Source organism: Streptomyces sp. NBC_00490, assembly GCF_036013645.1.
Classification (GTDB): Bacteria; Actinomycetota; Actinomycetes; order Streptomycetales; family Streptomycetaceae; genus Streptomyces; species Streptomyces canus_F.
The window spans coordinates 10,433,197-10,448,421 of the sequence record NZ_CP107869.1; the positions used below are offsets into that span (position 1 = coordinate 10,433,197).

Below are 15,225 nucleotides of genomic sequence, written 5' to 3' on the forward strand. Positions count from 1 at the left end.
CGGGTGGGGGGACTGCGGGCTGAGATGCCGCTACGAGCGGTTCCCGGCTCGCAGGGGACGGCGTGCGGATGGGTGGCCGGTTGATGGTGGGCGAGTTACGCGTGCAGGAGATCGTCCGCGGGGATGGCCGGGCGGGGCCCACGTAGATCAGCCAGCATCTTGGCGCGAACCTGCCATCGCGGCCAGCAGGCGTTCGGCGCACTGCGCCCGGTTCCATCGGTGTGATCCACGCAGATCTCGGCAGGTGTGCCACGGCGCCGACCCTGTACCGCCGGGAAGCATCCCGAGATTGATTGCCCTGACGAAAGGGCGTGCCAATCAACGTTCCGGTTGCGAATGTCGGCTCGACAGGCCGGATCCCGGCACACTGAGCAACTGGAGAACAGCGCATGTCCGCTACCGATGTCGCAACCGCGAGACCCGGACACGGCACCCGCAAGGTCACTGCCGTTTCCGTCGTGACCACACTCGTCCTGTCCTTCTTCATCGCCCTTCTCGGCCCGCTCGGCGCGACGACCGCGAGCGCGGCGAACCCCATCCGCACCAATGGCCCGCTCTTCCGGGTCGGAGCCATGGACCGCTGGGGCTACTGGGGGTTCATCAACGAGATCCGTCGGCAGGTCAATGTCTCGAACAACGCGGTGCCGGGATCGCACGACACGATTGACCACACACCCATCGCGGACCACGGGGAGTACATCGACGTGCGCATCCAGATGTGGGGCAACGAGCACTACGTCCCCATCCGGCTGCGCCGCTCGGACCTCTACGTCATCGGCTGGTGGTCGAGCGACGGGGTCTACAACCACCTGGACACGGTGGCGGAGTCGTTGACGCCCACCACCAACCTCGACGAGAACGGCCGCGTGATGCGCGACCGCAACGGCAGGGAGATCTTCCGGTACGTGGCCCACCGGCAGACTCCGTTCACCGGGGATTACCCCACCTTGGAGCACGCTGCCCGCGCCACCCGCTCGGAGATCGGCTTCAGTCGCGAGGCTTTGAGCAGCGCGGCCTGGGACCTCTACAACGCCCGTCACCCCGAGGGCCGGCACGCCGCGACGGAGACCCGCCTCCAGGCGCACGCGGTCCTGATGATGACCCAGTTCATCTCGGAGGCGACCCGCTTCAGGGGCGTCGCAAACACCCTGGGCTGGGCGAACGAGGCCAGTGCCGACCAGCCCAACCGTGAGATCCACCTCCCGTGGCAGCTCGTCGGTGAGGAGAACAACTGGGGCCGGCTCAGCTCCCTCTTCAACACCCTGCTGGGCGGCCGCGGAGGCAGCTCCCATCCCGACAGGGCCTACACCGCGGACTACTGGGGCCACCTCGTCACGGTGACGCTCTACACCCTGGCGGACTACGCCCGCGTGCTGAACACGGCCAAGGGGCACCCGTAAGCACAGGGACCCGTACACAAGGGTCACGAGTAAAAAGGGGCCACGTGTGGAGCCCGTGACCTGAAGAAACCGCGGAGCGCGGGCAGCGGCTACGGATGCTGCCCGCGCTCCAGTACGGGTTCCGCCGGGGTTTGGACTCCGTCGGCGTTTCCACGTTCCGCACCAGTAAGACGCGGCTGGGGTGGGCGCCCCCTCTACCCCGGGACCAGCGGTGTCCTGCCCTCGGGCTCAGTTGCCCGAAGGTCGCCTACACCAGCCAGCCAGCCGGACTGGCGGCGCGTCATCCCTGAATCGCAACGGTCGGCCTACCTGGATAGAAGGCGTTGATCTCGGCCAGGACGCGGTCGGGTGCTTCGTGGAGGAGGAAGTGTCCGGCGCCGGGGACGTCGGCGGACGTGGCGTGGGGGGCGGCGTCCTGGAGGGGTGGCAGGACCATGTCGGCGAGGCCGGCCTGGGTGATCATGCGGACCGGGATGGTCAGTGGGGTCTCCTGGAGTTTGGTGTTGTCGGCCTCGTCCTGGGTCTCGGTCCGGTAGAGCTCGAAGCCGGCGTGCAGGACCTGGGGGCGGGAGTACAGCCGGACGAATTCGGCGAGTTCGTCGGCGGAGATGTTCTCGCCGGCGGTCTTCATCCCGTGGAAGAAGTGGGTGAGGAAGGTCTCGACCCGGCCGGTGACCAGTTCCTCCGCGAGGGGACGCTGCTTGTTGAAGGAGAAGTGCCAGAACATCGACTCGATGGCGGCGAACTTGAGGTTCTTGCCGGTCAGGCCGTAGTCCATGAGGAACAGGCCTGCTATCTGCTCGCGGTACTGGGCGGCCAGCGGGTAGGCGACGCTGACGCCGAAGTCGTGGGCGACGACGTGTACGTTCTCGTGGTGGCCGAGGTGGTTGAGCAGCTTGTGGACGTAGGTGGCCAGGACCGTCTTGGCCCTGGAGGTCGGGTTGCCGGTCGAGTCGCCCAGGCCGGGCAGGTCGATGGCGATGACGGTGCGGCCGGGCAGCAGTGAGGGCATGATCTGGCGGTACTCGTACCAGCTCTGCGGCCAGCCGTGCAGCAGCACCATGACCTGAGGGCCGTCGCCGCCGATGACGTAGTGCATCTGCACGTCGTCGATGGTGGTGAAGCCGTGCCGGAAGAGCTTGTTGAACTCGGCGTCGTCCTTGGTCGCCGTGTCGTAGCCGGGGCTGAGCGGCTCTTCCGACGCGACGGCCGCGGCGGTCGCGGGAGCTGTGGTGGAAGCGTTCATGGTGGTGCGTCCTTTGTCATAGGTGGGTGTCGTCGTGCGTGGCGGTGCGGCTGGAGGCCGGTGGCCTGCGGTCGAGATGTCTGCGCCGATTGCGAGCGCCGGGTGGTTCAGGGGAGTGCGGCCGCTCGGGGTGGACGGGGGTCAGACAGCGATGCCGCCGTCGACGTTCCAGTTGGTGCCGGTGATGAAGTGGGCTTCGGGGCCGGCGAGATAGGCGACGGCGCTGGCGATGTCGGCGGGCTCGGCGAAGTGGTCGAGCGCCATGAGCTGCTTGAGGGACTCCGCGTACGGGCCGGAGGCAGGGGTCATGTCCGTGGCGGTGGGGCCGGCCTGCACGTTGTTGACGGTGATGCCGTGCGGACCGAGTTCGCGGGCCAGGCCGCGGGTGAGGCCGGCGACGGCGGCCTTGGTCAGTGCGTAGACGGTTGCGCCGGGGAAGGGGACGCGGTCGACGATGACGCTGCCGATGGTGATGATGCGACCCCCTTGGCCGAGGTGGGGAGTGGCGGCCTGGACGGCGCTGAACACGCCCCGGACGTTGACCGCGATGAGCCGGTCGAACTCCTCCAGGGGGAAGTCCTCGATCGGCGCGGCGTGGGAGATGCCGGCGTTGTTGACGAGGATGTCCAGTCCGCCGAAATGCTTCGTGGTGCGGCTGACCGCGGCCCGGACGGCCTCGTGGTCGGCGCTGTCCGCCTGTATGGCCAGGGCGCCTGTTGCCTCGGCCACGGTGTCGGCCTGTTCCTTGGCGCTGGCGTAGGTGAAGGCGACCCGGGCGCCGTCGGCGGTCAGGCGGCGCACGATGGCGGCACCGATGCCCCGGGATCCGCCCGTGACCAGGGCGGTTTTGCCGTCGAGGGGTCGTACGCCGGATCGGGTGGTGCCGGGGGTGGGCTGGGTGCTCACAGGGAGGTCTCCGACTTCTTCAACACTTCACTTACGAACCGAACCGCTCGGTTACTATATCAACGATGACACTAACCTGAGCAACCACGGGATTCCTTCCGTAGCGGCGAACTTTTTTCGATGAGGCTTTCCGCGTCGCTGCGGGATCTGCAGGCAACTACGAAGAGCCGGTTCAGGTCGTGCAGGCGAGGCCGGGCGCGGTGACGAGAGTCGTGGTCGGTGGCGTGGACGGCGATCGCCGCACGCCGGCGCCGGTCAGGTCGATGGGCAACGGCAACCACGCGCGCGAGCCGGGGGCGAGGTGCCGCGCGGTGAACCTCTCGAGGAACGAGTCGAGCAGGTCGACATGCTCGCGGGTGTCAGCCACCTCCGGCGCGTATGCCGACAGGACGCTCGACAGGATGGTCGCAGCCTCGGCGAGCCGCGGGTGACGCAACCCGTGCCGGGCCGCGTCCAGCCACAGGTCGCTCGTGTCCGGCAGTCGTTCGTGGAGCTCCGCGCGGACGCCTGCCTGACCGATGGTCGCGACCGCCAACGCAGCGGCGGCGCGCTCGGCGCGGGGCAGCGCGTCCAGGACCCGCAGCTCCATCCAGCCTCGGGGGCGGATGGGCGGGAAGAGCGTGGTGAGGTGGTACCGGAAGTCGTCGGTCGTCGGCCACCCCAGCTCGTGTCCGCGGTGCATCCACTGACGGAAGGTCATCGACTCGCTCACACCGGCGCCGCCCGGACGTCCCGGCCCCTCGGTGGGGATGAAGAACACGAGTGCGTCGAGCGCGTAGCGCAGCCAGCTGCCGCTGGGGTCGTCCGACATCGGGACCGGCCGGGTGCGCGTGGGGTCGATGTTCCACCAGATGCCCTGCCGCGCCGATTCCCACGTGGCACCGGAGGCGTCGACGGCGCGGGAGTTCGCGAACATCGCAATCAGCACCGGTGAGGTCAGGTTGAGGACCCGCCACCGGCCGAGCGGGTCCGCGGGGTCGTTGCTGATGTTGACCTGCACCGACGAGGTGTTGGTCATCATCCAGCGGCCCGCGACCCCCTGGCGGTCGAAGTGCTCGTTCATGGCCCGGTATCGGGGCTGGTCGAGAATGCGGACGGGGTCGCGGACGTCCACGGCCCTGCTCTCACCCCGAAGGCCGAGTCGCGACAGCCTCTGCTCGAGCACGGCGGCGTCGGTGTCCACGGCGCGGATCGCGTCCGAGACGGATGGCTGAGGGGCCGAGGACAGCTCGATCTGGCCGCCCGGCTCCACGGTGACACGTCCTGCCTCGGGCAGCGGGGAGTCGGCCAGGGTCAGCAGCCGACCCAGGTCGGGGCGGGTCACCGGGTCCGCCACCGGATGGACCGCCCATTCGGTCTCGAGCCCCAGCAGATCGTCCTTCGTCGCGGCGAACATGGCGTCCGTGACCTCACGCAGCTTCTCGTACGTGATCGAGCGGTGTGCTGCCGGCATGGCCGGCTCCTTTCGGAGTCCATGGTGAATGTCGGGTGTGACGACCTGCTGACGACCGCTGCGCGCCTACGCCGTCTTCTCGATGAGGTCCCAGAGGGCGATCTGAGGCTTCTCGCCGTACAGCTCCTCGATCTGGGAGAACCCCACGGAGGAGGTGATGTTGATCTCGGTGACGTGACCGTCGATGACGTCGATGCCGCAGATGTAGATCCCTCGCTCGACCAGCTTCGGCCCCAGCAGTCGTGCGAGCTCCTCCTCGCGCGGGGTGATCGTGGTCCGGTGGATCGAGCCGCCCTGCGCGATGTTGGCGATGTAGCTGCCGTGCTTCGGGATCCGGACGAAGGCTCCGGCCACGTCGCCACCGATGAAGAAGATGCGCTTGTCGCCCGCCGTGATGCCGGGCAGGAATGCCTGGGACACGAGCGGGGGGCTGCCATCGGCCAGCCGGGCCCTGACGAGCTCCTCGTCGAACGCCGCCGACGTCACCCGCGCGATCCCGCGTCCGCCGTACTCGTAGAGCGGCTTGATGACGACGTCCTGGTGACGATCGGTGAAGTCGCGGATCTCGTCGAGGTCGCGGCTGATCAAGGTGGGCGGCGTGAACGCGAGGAACTCGAGGGGGAAGATCTTCTCCGGGAAGCGGATGATGCTCTCCGGGTCGTTGATGACGAGGACCTTGTCCTTTATCCGGTCCAGCAGGTACAGCGTCGTGAGGTAGGACATGTCGACCGGTGGGTTGGGCCGGAAGTGGATCACGTCCATGTCCTCGAGGTCGATACGGATGTGCTCCTGCCCGTCGGCCGCGTCGGCACCCGTGTACGGGCGCGCCTTGGCGATCAGGCGCCCCTCGACCTGGCTCACATCGGCGGGACAGACCTCGTGGACCGTGTGGCCTCGCACGAGCGCCTCGTCAGCGATCTTGGTCGTGTCCTGCGAAGCGTAGGTCCCCAGCTTCTCGGAGATGACGGCGACGGCGAGCGGCATGGCACCTTCCTGTTCACGGGACACCCGGACGTGTCCGGGGTTCCGGTGGGCCGGCGCGCACATCGCCGTGTTCGTCGGCCCACCGGGACGGTTGAGCTCGTGGCGCCTCAGGCGGGGGCGAAGGCCAGCTTGAGCTCGGGGTACCAGGTCTCCTGGATGTTCTGGATGTAGCGGCCCAGGTTCGGGATCGTCCGCACGAAGTCGGTGATCTCCGGGTGCATGCCGCGGGCCTGGAAGAACGCCTGCGTGAAGCCGAACAGCGTCGCGTCGTAGGAGCTCGGGGCGTCGTTGCCGAGGAGGAAGCGGTTCTCGCCCAGGATGACCGAGATGGCCTCGAAGTCCTTCTTGGCCTTGTCGATGATCTCCGCCGGCGTGTACCGCGCGATGCCCTGGTCGTAGCAGCGCTTGCGGAAGTCGTCGCGGCGCACCTGGATGGCCTCCTGGACTTCGGCCGGCAGCGCCGACGTGTCGCCGAGCGTGTTGCTGACGATGAAGTCGAAGCCCTGCTGGTCGAAGAACTCGAAGTAGATGATGATCCAGTAGAGGTGGTCCTCCAGCGTGCGCTTCACGGCGTGGCCGACGGCCTTCTGCTCCTCGGTGAGGTGCGTGTCGGGATCGGAGACCGTCCGCTTCAGCCAGTCGATGACGAGCTGGGAGTCGGAGATCCTGGTCTCCCCGACGGTGACGTACGGCACCTTCCCGCGCGGCCCGACGTCGGGGACGGGCTCGGCGACGACCTTGTGCTTGACGTCGAAGAGGCGGAAGTACGCCTGCAGCTTCGCGACGTACGGCGACAGGGTCGTCACGTAGGCCGCCAACTCGCTCTCGCCGAGCGTCAGGGCGTGCAGCTCGAACTCGGTGTCGCTGTCAACCTGGAGGTCGTCGTAGGGGTTCGCGTAGAGCGGGTACTGCGTCACTGTCGGCTCCATCAGTAGTGCGCCGGTCTGGGCGGGGTCGGGGACGGGCTGGTGCCCATGAAGAGTTACGAACCGAATCGATCGGTTACTATAACCATGATGACACTAACCTGAGCAACCACGGAAGTCCTTCCGCGGCGGCGCACTGTTTCTCAAGGAGGCTTCGATGCCCAGCACGGGACGGCCCCGGTCCTTCGACACCGACCAGGCACTGGAGGTGGCGATGCGGCTGTTCTGGGCCGAGGGCTACGAGGGCGCCTCGCTCGCCGCACTGACCGAGGCCATGGGAATCAACCGGCGCAGCATCTACGCCGCCTACGGCAACAAGGAGGAACTGTTCCGCAAGGCCGCCGACCGCTACGTGCAGGGCCCGGGAGCCTTCGTGGGCCCGGCTCTTGAGCTGCCCACCGCCCGGCAGGTGGCCGAGGCGATGCTGCACGGAGGCGTCAACGCCCACACCCTCCCCGGCTGCCCGCGCGGCTGCCTGCTGGTGCAGTCCGCGCTGGCCGCTGGCCCCGACAGCGAACCGGTCCGCCGCGACCTGGCCGAACGCCGCGAGGCCGGCGTGGCCGCCCTGCGTAAACGGTTCGAACAGGCCCAGGACGAGGGCGACCTGCCCCCCACCGCCGACCCGGAGACCCTCGCCCGCTATGTGCACACCGTCGGGCAGGGACTCGCCGTGCAGGCCGCCGGCGGCGCCAGTCCAGAAGACTTGCATCGCGTCGCCGACCAGGCGCTCAGTGCGTGGCCGAGCGCCTGATCCGACTATCCGGTCATCAGGTCTTCCCCAAGGGGGCGACGGTGGCACGATGCTGGTCGAGGGGGATTCGTACAGCTCAGCGCTGGTCCCGTTGACGCTGCCAGGTGCAACAGGTGTCGTTGTATCGCATGTTCAGGTGAAGCCCGGCTGCAACTGGCCCGGCAGCTCCTCTTCCGGGTCCGGTAGGACCGTGTGGCGATCTGTCGCCGCGGTTTGTCCATTCATCAGTTGGCTCCGCCCGGCGCAGGGGCCGGGATGCGGGCCCGTCACCAGTGGTGCGCCGTGACCAACACGTCGGTTAACCGGCCGAGGGCCGTCATCGTTCGCGAGGGCGGAGCCGGACAACTGCTTTTGGCGGCGGCCGTCGTTGATGCACGCCCGGCACGGCGGTGGCCGGCGCCGCAGGAGAGGCCGTGCGGCACGACTGACCCCGCAGGCGTGGTGCTGGGGAGGCCTGGAGTCGGCTCGCCCGTCCCGGGCCGCCCGGGGTCAGCCGGCGGTGCCGGCCCGAGCCACCGCTTCGGCGAGGATGGCCGTCACCTCGTCGGTGTGGGACAGGTGCGGGGAGTGCCCGGAGGGGATGCGCGCGCTGTGGGCGGCGCGGGCAGCCCACTGTTCCTGGACGGCGGGCGGCAGCGCCGGGTCCTCGGTGGCCACGATGTACGTGAGCGCAATGTCTGTCGGCGCGGCACCCAGCTTCTCGGTGAAGGCGCGCGTGCCCTGCCAGTTGAGGCGCTTGACGGCCTCGGCGGTCAGGGTGGGCTCGACCCCGCTGAAGATGGACTCTTCCGCGTCGCCTGCCTTGACGGCGAGGCCGTCGGCGGAGCGGATCCAGGTGGGCGGGAAGTCGCCGCCCATCCACTCCATCATCGAGGTGCCGGCCTCCAGTGCGAAGGCGGCGATATACACGAGTTCGGTGACCTGGTCCGCTTCGGCGGCGGCCCAGGTGGCGGGGACACCGCCGTAGGAGTGGGCGGCGAGTACGACGGGGCCGCTGACGGCGTCGATCGCGGCGCGGACCACGGCGACGTCCTCGGCCAGTCCTTGCGCGGCCGCGCTGTCGGGGTTGCTGCTGGGCAGTTGCACTGCCTGTGAGGCGATGCCGCGGGCGGTGAGCTGCTCGCTCAGCGGGGTGAAGATCCACGGGGTGTGCATCGCCCCGTGCACGAGCACGACGGTGGGGTTCATCAGGAGGGTCCTCGGGTGCCGGAGGCGGTCTGGGTAGGGGTGTCCGGGCGTGGGCGGTGCCGACGAATGGTCTGCAGCACGCAATGAGCGCGTCCCGGATCGTGAGGTGGTGTGTGAGGCGGACATCGATCGGTTGTCCGTCGTCTCGTTGCCGCAGTGTACTGGGCCAAGATGACCATGCTCTGTGCATCAACGGCGTAGGTGTCGTGCCAGGGGTTGGCCGAGGCCAGGGGTACGCCTTGTCCGCCTTGATGGTCAGGCGGGATTCCAGGCGCAGCGCGCCGGGAAGTTCGTAGAGCTTTGCCGTGAGGAAGGCTTCGTAGGCGGCTTGGTCGCTCGATAGATCGCGCAGGCCACCAGCCGACCGGAGATGGCGGCGCTCATCGAGTCCTTCGCTGGAGGCGGCGCGGTGCGGGCATGACCAGGGTCCGTGGCGGCGGTGCCACGGACCCTTACCGCGCGCAATTCTGCGGCTCAACGCAGCGACACGTCATTCGAAATCGGTTGACACGGCCGGTTTGTCGGCGGGCGGGTCTGTGCGCAGGCAGCCTCGGCAGCCAGAGCCGCAGAGCAGCCGGGTGGTCTCTGTCCATCATGCCGCGCTGCTCAAGCGCCAGGCCGGCCGGTCGGCGCAGGCTGTCACGGGTTCACTGCTGGCCCTGATGGGCCAGGCGGAAGGCGCCGGGTGTCACACCGGTGTGGCGGGTGAAGAACTTGCCGAAGTTGGTGGGTTCGGGGAAGCCGAGGTGGCGGGCGATGGTCGCCACTGGTTCGTCGGTGTGGGCGAGCAGCCGTTGGGCCTCCAGGGCGACGCGGCCGTCGATGACGTGCTTCACGGGCTGTCCGGTGGCGGCCGTGCAGGCGCGCGTGAGTGTTTTGACGGTGTATCCGAGGCGGTGGGCATAGTCGGCGGCGCGGCGGGTGGTGGCGTAGGAGTGTTCCAGCTCGGTGCGGAAGCGGGTGTAGACCTCCCCGCCGGCGTGCGGGTCGGTGCCGGCGTCGGGGTGGGGGAGTCGGTCGATCTGCAACAGCACGGTGGCGAGCAGGAGTTGGAGGATCTCCGCTGACACGGTCTGTTGCGGCCGGCCGTACTCGGCCCGCAACTGGCCCAGCAGGGTGGCCAGTACGGCGTAGTCGCCGCTGGCCCCCAGTTGCCAGCAGGTCGGCCCGTACCACTCGTTGACCAGCCGGTCGGCGCTGCTGGAGTGGGGCGGGAAGGCCGGCGTGAACAACAGGTGGGTGCCGTTTGCGGTGCCCGGTCGCACAAAGCGTTGCACCTGTCCGGGGCGGATCCACAGCAAGGTGCCCGGGCGGCAGGGGTAGGTCACGAAATCCACGGCGTGTTCGCCGCTGCCCTCGGTGACCAGGGTGAGGGTGTGGAAATCCACCCGGTGCACCGCATCCGGCCGTCTGCGCCGGCGCCGCTCGTGCAGGGTGGCCAGATCGATGATCTCGAAGCCGGGGATCCGCTCCTCGGGTGGGTTGAAGTCCAGCCGGAGGATGCCGCCACCCCGGGAAGGATCAGCCTCGCCAAGAGCCGCGGAGTTCATCACGCCTCTCCTGGATGTCCTCGATTTACCACACCGGGTCTCCAGGCTACCTCGTCTGCCTGTGCTTTTGTGGCCAGAGTGGATGACGTCAGGGCGGCGCACGGCCGCCCCCACCACAAGGGGCAACCTGCATGAACGGCACGGTCACGGTCCTCGACAAGGGCGCCGTCCGCATCCACAGCTACATGTCACCGGCGGGCACCTTCCACACCACCACGCAGCTGATCGAGACCCCGGCGCGGGTCATCGCGGTCGACGCCCAGCTGATGCCCGCCTACGCGGACGAGGCGGTCGCCTATGCCAAGGGGCTCGGCAAGCCGCTGGACCGGCTCATCATCACCCACGCCCACCCGGACCACTACAACGGTGCCGCCCGCTTCGGCGTCCCCGTGCATGCGCTGGCCCAGGTGCGCGAGCAGATCATCGCGCGCGGCGACAGCCGGCTGCCCACCGGCCTGGTCATCCCGGTCACCGACTTCACGCCGAGCGTGGAGATCACCGCCGGCACCGAGGTCGTTGACGGGATCCCGTTCGTCTTCCAGGCCGTCTCCGGTGGCGAGGCCGCCGACGAACTCCTCGTCAAACTCCCCGAGCAGGGCGTCCTGATAGCCCAGGACCTCGTCTACCACGGCGTCCACCTCTACCTGGGCAACAACGACATCGCCGGCTGGCAGCAGGTGGTCGACGCGCTGGCCGCCGAATCCGGCTACGACACGATCCTCGCCGGCCACGGCCTGCCCGCCGGGCCGGAGATCTACGCGGAGGTGCGCCGCTACCTCGCGGACGCCCGAGAGCTGCTCGGCGACGACGGCGAGGCATACAAGAACGCGATCGTGGACCGATACCCCTCCCATGTCGGCCCGTTCATCATCGACATCGCCAACCGGTCCCTCTTCCCCGCCGACCACTGAACCCCGCCCTTCTGCTCCGCAGCGCACGCCTCCAGAAAGACTCGCCATGCCGTCAGCTCGTATCCGCCATGCTCGCGTCGCGGCTGTCGCGGTGGTCTCACTGGCCGTCATAGGCGCAGCCACAGCCCCGGCTCTCGCCACCCCTGACGCGACCGGGAGGCCTGCCGCCTCTGTTCAGCACCGCGCCCACCTGCCCGCCAGCTACTCGATCCCCGGCAGCCGGACCTACCCCGAGGGCATCGCCCGCCAGCACGGCACGCCCTACTTCTACGTCGGCAGCACCAGCGACGGCACCGTGTACCGCGGTGACGTCCACCAGAGCGCGACCGAGGTATTCCTGCCGGGCGGCCAGGACGGGCGCACCTCCGTCGCCGGCATGAAGACCGACCCCGCAGGACGCCTCATCGTCGCGGGCGGCGCCACCGGCAAGGTCTTCGTCTACGACACCCGTACCCGCGCCCTGCTGCACGTGTTCGACACCGGCCGCACCGACGTCTTCCTCAACGACGTAGCCCTCGCCCCGAACGGCGACGCCTATATCTCGGACTCCGTCCACCCGGTGCTGTGGCACATCACGGCCGCGGAGTTGACGAGCAAGCACGTCCAGCAGCCTCTGCACGTCGGTGCGGACCTGGCCAAGTCCCCGATCGACTACAACGCCGGCTTCAACGGCAACGGCCTGGTCGTCACGGACGACGGCCGCTACGTCCTGCTGGCCGACTACAACGACTACGCCTTCTACCGCATCGACACGATCACCCACAAGGTCGTTCCCATCGACCTCGGCGGTGCCAAGGGTGTCTCCGGCGACGGTCTGCTGCTGCGCGGCAACACCTTCACCGCCGTGACCGAACTCGACCATCCCGAGGGCCAGATCACGATCCTGAAACTGAGCCACGACTACACCAGGGCCAAGCTCGTGCGCACTATCCACGGTCACGGCATGCACAGCCCTTCCACGGCGGCCTTCGACGGACGCGACCTGCTGATCGTCAACTTCCAGTTCCAGGTAGCCGACCCACAACTGCCGTTCAACGTGGTGCGAGTCCACGCGAACCGATGACCGGACACAGCACAAAGAAGGACGACAGCAGCATGAAGATCACCATCGTGGGTGCGGGCAACATGGCCCGAGGCATCGCCACCCGTGCCCTGAAGGGCGGCCACGCGGTCACCATCACCGCCAAGGACCCCGGAAAGGCCATAGGACTCGTCGACGAACTGCGCATGCGCGACCATGGCCATGGCCGCATCGGTGCCGCCGACGACTCCGCGGTGGACACCGCGGACATCGTGGTCCTCGCAGTGCCCTTCGACGCGGCCAGGCAGCTCGCCGCCTCCTATGGGGCACGGCTGAGCGGCAAAGTCCTCGTCGACATCAGCAATCCCGTCGACGCCTCACTCGACGCGCTCGTCGTCACCCCGGGCAGCTCGGCCGCCGAACAGATCGCCGGGGCTGTCGCACCGCAGACCCGAGTCGTCAAGGCGTTCAACACCACGTTCGCCGCGACCCTGGTCGCCGGACAGGTGGCCGACACTCCGCTGGACGTCTTCATCGCAGGCGACGACGAAGACGCCCGCAAGCAGGTCGCCGACCTCGTCACCTCCGGCGGGCTGAACCCGGTCGACGTTGGCGCGCTCAAGCACGCGCGCGAGCTGGAGGGCTTCCAACTGCTGCACATGGCCCTGCAGATCCGGGAAGGCGGCCACGGCTGGGCGAGCACGATCAAGATCGTCACCGCCCCCTGAGCCGCGCGGACACCGCCTTCCCTCCCGTGCCGACCGGCAACCCCCGCGGACGGCAGCGGGCCCTCGCTGATCCCCAGCTGGGCCCCGCTCCACCGCCACCGTCGCGACCACCCCGGTCTCGGCACCCGGCATCGCCAACCGCTTCGACCTGGCGGCCCACAGCAGCCCGAGAACGTCACCGTCGACCGCGCCGGATCGGGGTTTCTGACCTTCTCCTTCGCCCGGCAGGTCGTCCGACTCCTCCCGGGCGGCAGGGTGCACGTCCTGGCCACCCTGCCGGCCCGGCGAAGGGCCAGCACCCCCCATCTGGGCAGGGCGTTCGTCGGCGGCATCGCCGAGGGACGTACCTCGCCCGTGCCGGTGGCGTGCCGACAGAGCCGGCACCGGCACGCCGAACGGCAGGAAAGCCGTCCGCACACTCTCCTCGCCATCGACGCCCTGGAACCGACATGTCCGAAACCCCGCAGCCCAGCACCGCCACCACGGACGACGTGCCCCGTACTCCAAGGCAGGGCCACCGCTCCAGCCGTCTGTCCCTCGTCCTGGTCCTGGGCTCCCTGACCGCACTCGGGCCGCTCACCATCGACCTCTACCTGCCGGCCCTGCCCCAGGTCAGCACAGACCTGCACGTCTCTGCGGCCGTCACCCAGCTCACCTTGACCGCCGTCATGCTCGGGATCGCCCTGGGACAGCTGGTCCTTGGCCCGCTCAGCGACACCCTCGGTCGACGCCGGCCTCTTCTGGTCGGCCTGGCGGTGTACGTGGCGGCGAGTGCCGGATGTGCCCTCGCCCCGAACCTTGATGCGCTCATCAGCATGCGCCTGGTCCAGGGCCTGGCGGGCGCCGCCGGCATCGTCATCGCGCGGGCCGTGGTCCGCGACCGGTACGACGGGCTCACCGCCGTCCGCCTGCTGTCCTCGCTGATGCTGATCTCCGGCACGGCACCGATCCTTGCCCCCGTGATCGGCGCCCAGCTACTGCGGCTAACCTCCTGGCGCGGCGTGTTCCTCACCCTCACGTTGCTGGGCCTGGCTATCCTGGCCGCCACCGCCGCTCTGCTGAACGAGACCCTGCCGACCGCACGTCGCCGCTCCGGCGGACTCCCCACCACCCTGCGTACCATGCGCGACCTGCTCCGCGACGGCCACTTCACCGGCTATCTGCTCACCGGCAGCCTCGCCTTCGCCGCCCTGTTCGCCTACATCGCAGGCTCGTCCTTCACCCTGCAACGGCTCTACGGCGCCTCCCCGCAGACCTACAGCCTGCTCTTCGCCCTCAACTCGATCGGCATGGTCGCCACCGGCCAGCTCATCGGCAAACTGCTGCTCGGACGCTTCTCCTCGCACCGCGTACTGGCGACGGGCCTGACCGTGCTCGGCGCCGCGGGAACCGCCTTGGTCCTCCTGGTCACCACGCACGCGGGCCTGCCCTGGATCGCCGCCGCGCTGTTTCTCACCGCCTGCCCGGTCGGCATGATCCTGCCCACGACCACGGCCTTGTGCCTACAGCGGGCCCCGCACGCGGCGGGCAGCGCCTCCGCACTGCTCGGCACCACCCAGTTCCTCATGGGCGCCCTCGCGCCGGCCCTGACCGGTCTCGGCGGCCAGGCCACCGCCCTGCCCATGGCCGCATCGATTCTCGGCCTCGCGCTGGCCGCAGCGTGCTGCTTCCTTGTGCTCTGCCACCCCTGGCGGTCCGCTCCCGACCCGCTGGCCTATTGAGCCAGGGCAGATATCCGCACCGGTGGAATCAAAACTGGGACCACAGTGTCGTACATGGCTGGAGGATCGGTGATGTAGGCAGTCGGAGGGCCGAAGCGGCAGCAGCGTACGGGCCGCGAGATCGGCCCCGACGAGGACGAACGCGTCGGTCAACGCCGAACACACCAGAGGTAGTCGGGGCGCACGGGCCAGCCTCCGGCAAGGTGATCGGTAGGAGACGTCGTCGTTGTCGGCGTGCAGGCGGACGGTGAGCTGGGTGATTTCGAACGGGCGTCGTTGCTGCTGCGCGGGGGCATCGGCGAGATGGGCGGCCAGGCAGGGGAGAGCGTCGAGAAGCTCCGCGAGGGTGTCGGCTGTCGGTGGGAGTGGCGGTACCGAGAGTTCGGAGCGCATTGCAAGCCGGCCTGACCGGCGTCGGTCGCTTTCCGGTCTGCGCTTAG

Annotated in this window: 13 protein-coding genes; 6 read left to right on the forward strand and 7 right to left on the reverse strand. The window is 68.9% G+C overall.

Features of this window, described 5'->3' with window-relative positions; all coding sequences use genetic code 11:
• Positions 1-458 precede the first annotated feature (458 nt).
• Positions 459-1,400: a ribosome-inactivating family protein gene (locus OG381_RS47800; RefSeq protein ID WP_327722245.1), complete on the forward strand. Its 942-nt coding sequence runs from the start codon at positions 459-461 to the stop codon at positions 1,398-1,400.
• A gap of 280 nt (positions 1,401-1,680) precedes the next feature.
• Here the strand turns inward: OG381_RS47800 and OG381_RS47805 are convergent, their stop codons facing one another.
• From OG381_RS47805 to OG381_RS47825, 5 genes are all read right to left on the reverse strand, one after another.
• The gene (locus OG381_RS47805) at positions 1,681-2,646 is read right to left on the reverse strand and encodes an alpha/beta fold hydrolase (RefSeq protein ID WP_327722246.1); all 966 of its coding nucleotides are present in this window, start codon (positions 2,644-2,646) and stop codon (positions 1,681-1,683) included.
• Positions 2,647-2,787: 141 nt separating this feature from the next.
• A complete protein-coding gene (locus OG381_RS47810) occupies positions 2,788-3,552 on the reverse strand; it encodes a 3-oxoacyl-ACP reductase family protein (RefSeq protein WP_327722247.1) in 765 nt (254 codons plus the stop codon).
• A gap of 172 nt (positions 3,553-3,724) precedes the next feature.
• A complete protein-coding gene (locus OG381_RS47815) occupies positions 3,725-5,005 on the reverse strand; it encodes a glutamate-cysteine ligase family protein (protein ID WP_327722248.1) in 1,281 nt (426 codons plus the stop codon).
• Positions 5,006-5,071: 66 nt separating this feature from the next.
• A complete protein-coding gene (locus OG381_RS47820) occupies positions 5,072-5,989 on the reverse strand; it encodes a hypothetical protein (protein WP_327722249.1) in 918 nt (305 codons plus the stop codon).
• Positions 5,990-6,096: 107 nt separating this feature from the next.
• The gene (locus tag OG381_RS47825) at positions 6,097-6,906 is read right to left on the reverse strand and encodes a glutathione S-transferase family protein (protein WP_327722250.1); all 810 of its coding nucleotides are present in this window, start codon (positions 6,904-6,906) and stop codon (positions 6,097-6,099) included.
• A 166-nt stretch (positions 6,907-7,072) separates the two neighbouring features.
• Between OG381_RS47825 and OG381_RS47830 the strand changes: the two genes are divergently transcribed.
• Positions 7,073-7,666, forward strand: a complete 594-nt coding sequence (locus OG381_RS47830) for a TetR/AcrR family transcriptional regulator (RefSeq protein WP_327722251.1) — start codon at positions 7,073-7,075, stop codon at positions 7,664-7,666.
• A gap of 489 nt (positions 7,667-8,155) precedes the next feature.
• On the opposite strand, the gene OG381_RS47835 is transcribed toward OG381_RS47830, so the two are convergent.
• On the reverse strand, positions 8,156-8,854 hold the full coding sequence (locus OG381_RS47835; RefSeq protein WP_327722252.1) for an alpha/beta fold hydrolase: 699 nt from the start codon (positions 8,852-8,854) through the stop codon (positions 8,156-8,158).
• 647 nt (positions 8,855-9,501) lie between these two features.
• Positions 9,502-10,404, reverse strand: coding sequence for an AraC family transcriptional regulator (locus OG381_RS47840; RefSeq protein ID WP_327722253.1), 903 nt, complete (start codon positions 10,402-10,404; stop codon positions 9,502-9,504).
• Positions 10,405-10,535: 131 nt separating this feature from the next.
• Between OG381_RS47840 and OG381_RS47845 the strand changes: the two genes are divergently transcribed.
• The 4 genes from OG381_RS47845 (at position 10,536) to OG381_RS47860 (ending at position 14,785) form a co-directional block, all read left to right on the forward strand.
• On the forward strand, positions 10,536-11,315 hold the full coding sequence (locus OG381_RS47845; protein WP_327722254.1) for an MBL fold metallo-hydrolase: 780 nt from the start codon (positions 10,536-10,538) through the stop codon (positions 11,313-11,315).
• A gap of 46 nt (positions 11,316-11,361) precedes the next feature.
• Positions 11,362-12,378, forward strand: coding sequence for an SMP-30/gluconolactonase/LRE family protein (locus OG381_RS47850; protein WP_327722255.1), 1,017 nt, complete (start codon positions 11,362-11,364; stop codon positions 12,376-12,378).
• A 32-nt stretch (positions 12,379-12,410) separates the two neighbouring features.
• A complete protein-coding gene (locus OG381_RS47855) occupies positions 12,411-13,064 on the forward strand; it encodes an NADPH-dependent F420 reductase (RefSeq protein WP_327722256.1) in 654 nt (217 codons plus the stop codon).
• A gap of 449 nt (positions 13,065-13,513) precedes the next feature.
• Positions 13,514-14,785 (forward strand): multidrug effflux MFS transporter, encoded by a 1,272-nt coding sequence (locus OG381_RS47860; protein WP_327722257.1) that lies wholly within the window; start codon positions 13,514-13,516, stop codon positions 14,783-14,785.
• The last annotated feature ends 440 nt before the right edge of the window (positions 14,786-15,225 follow it).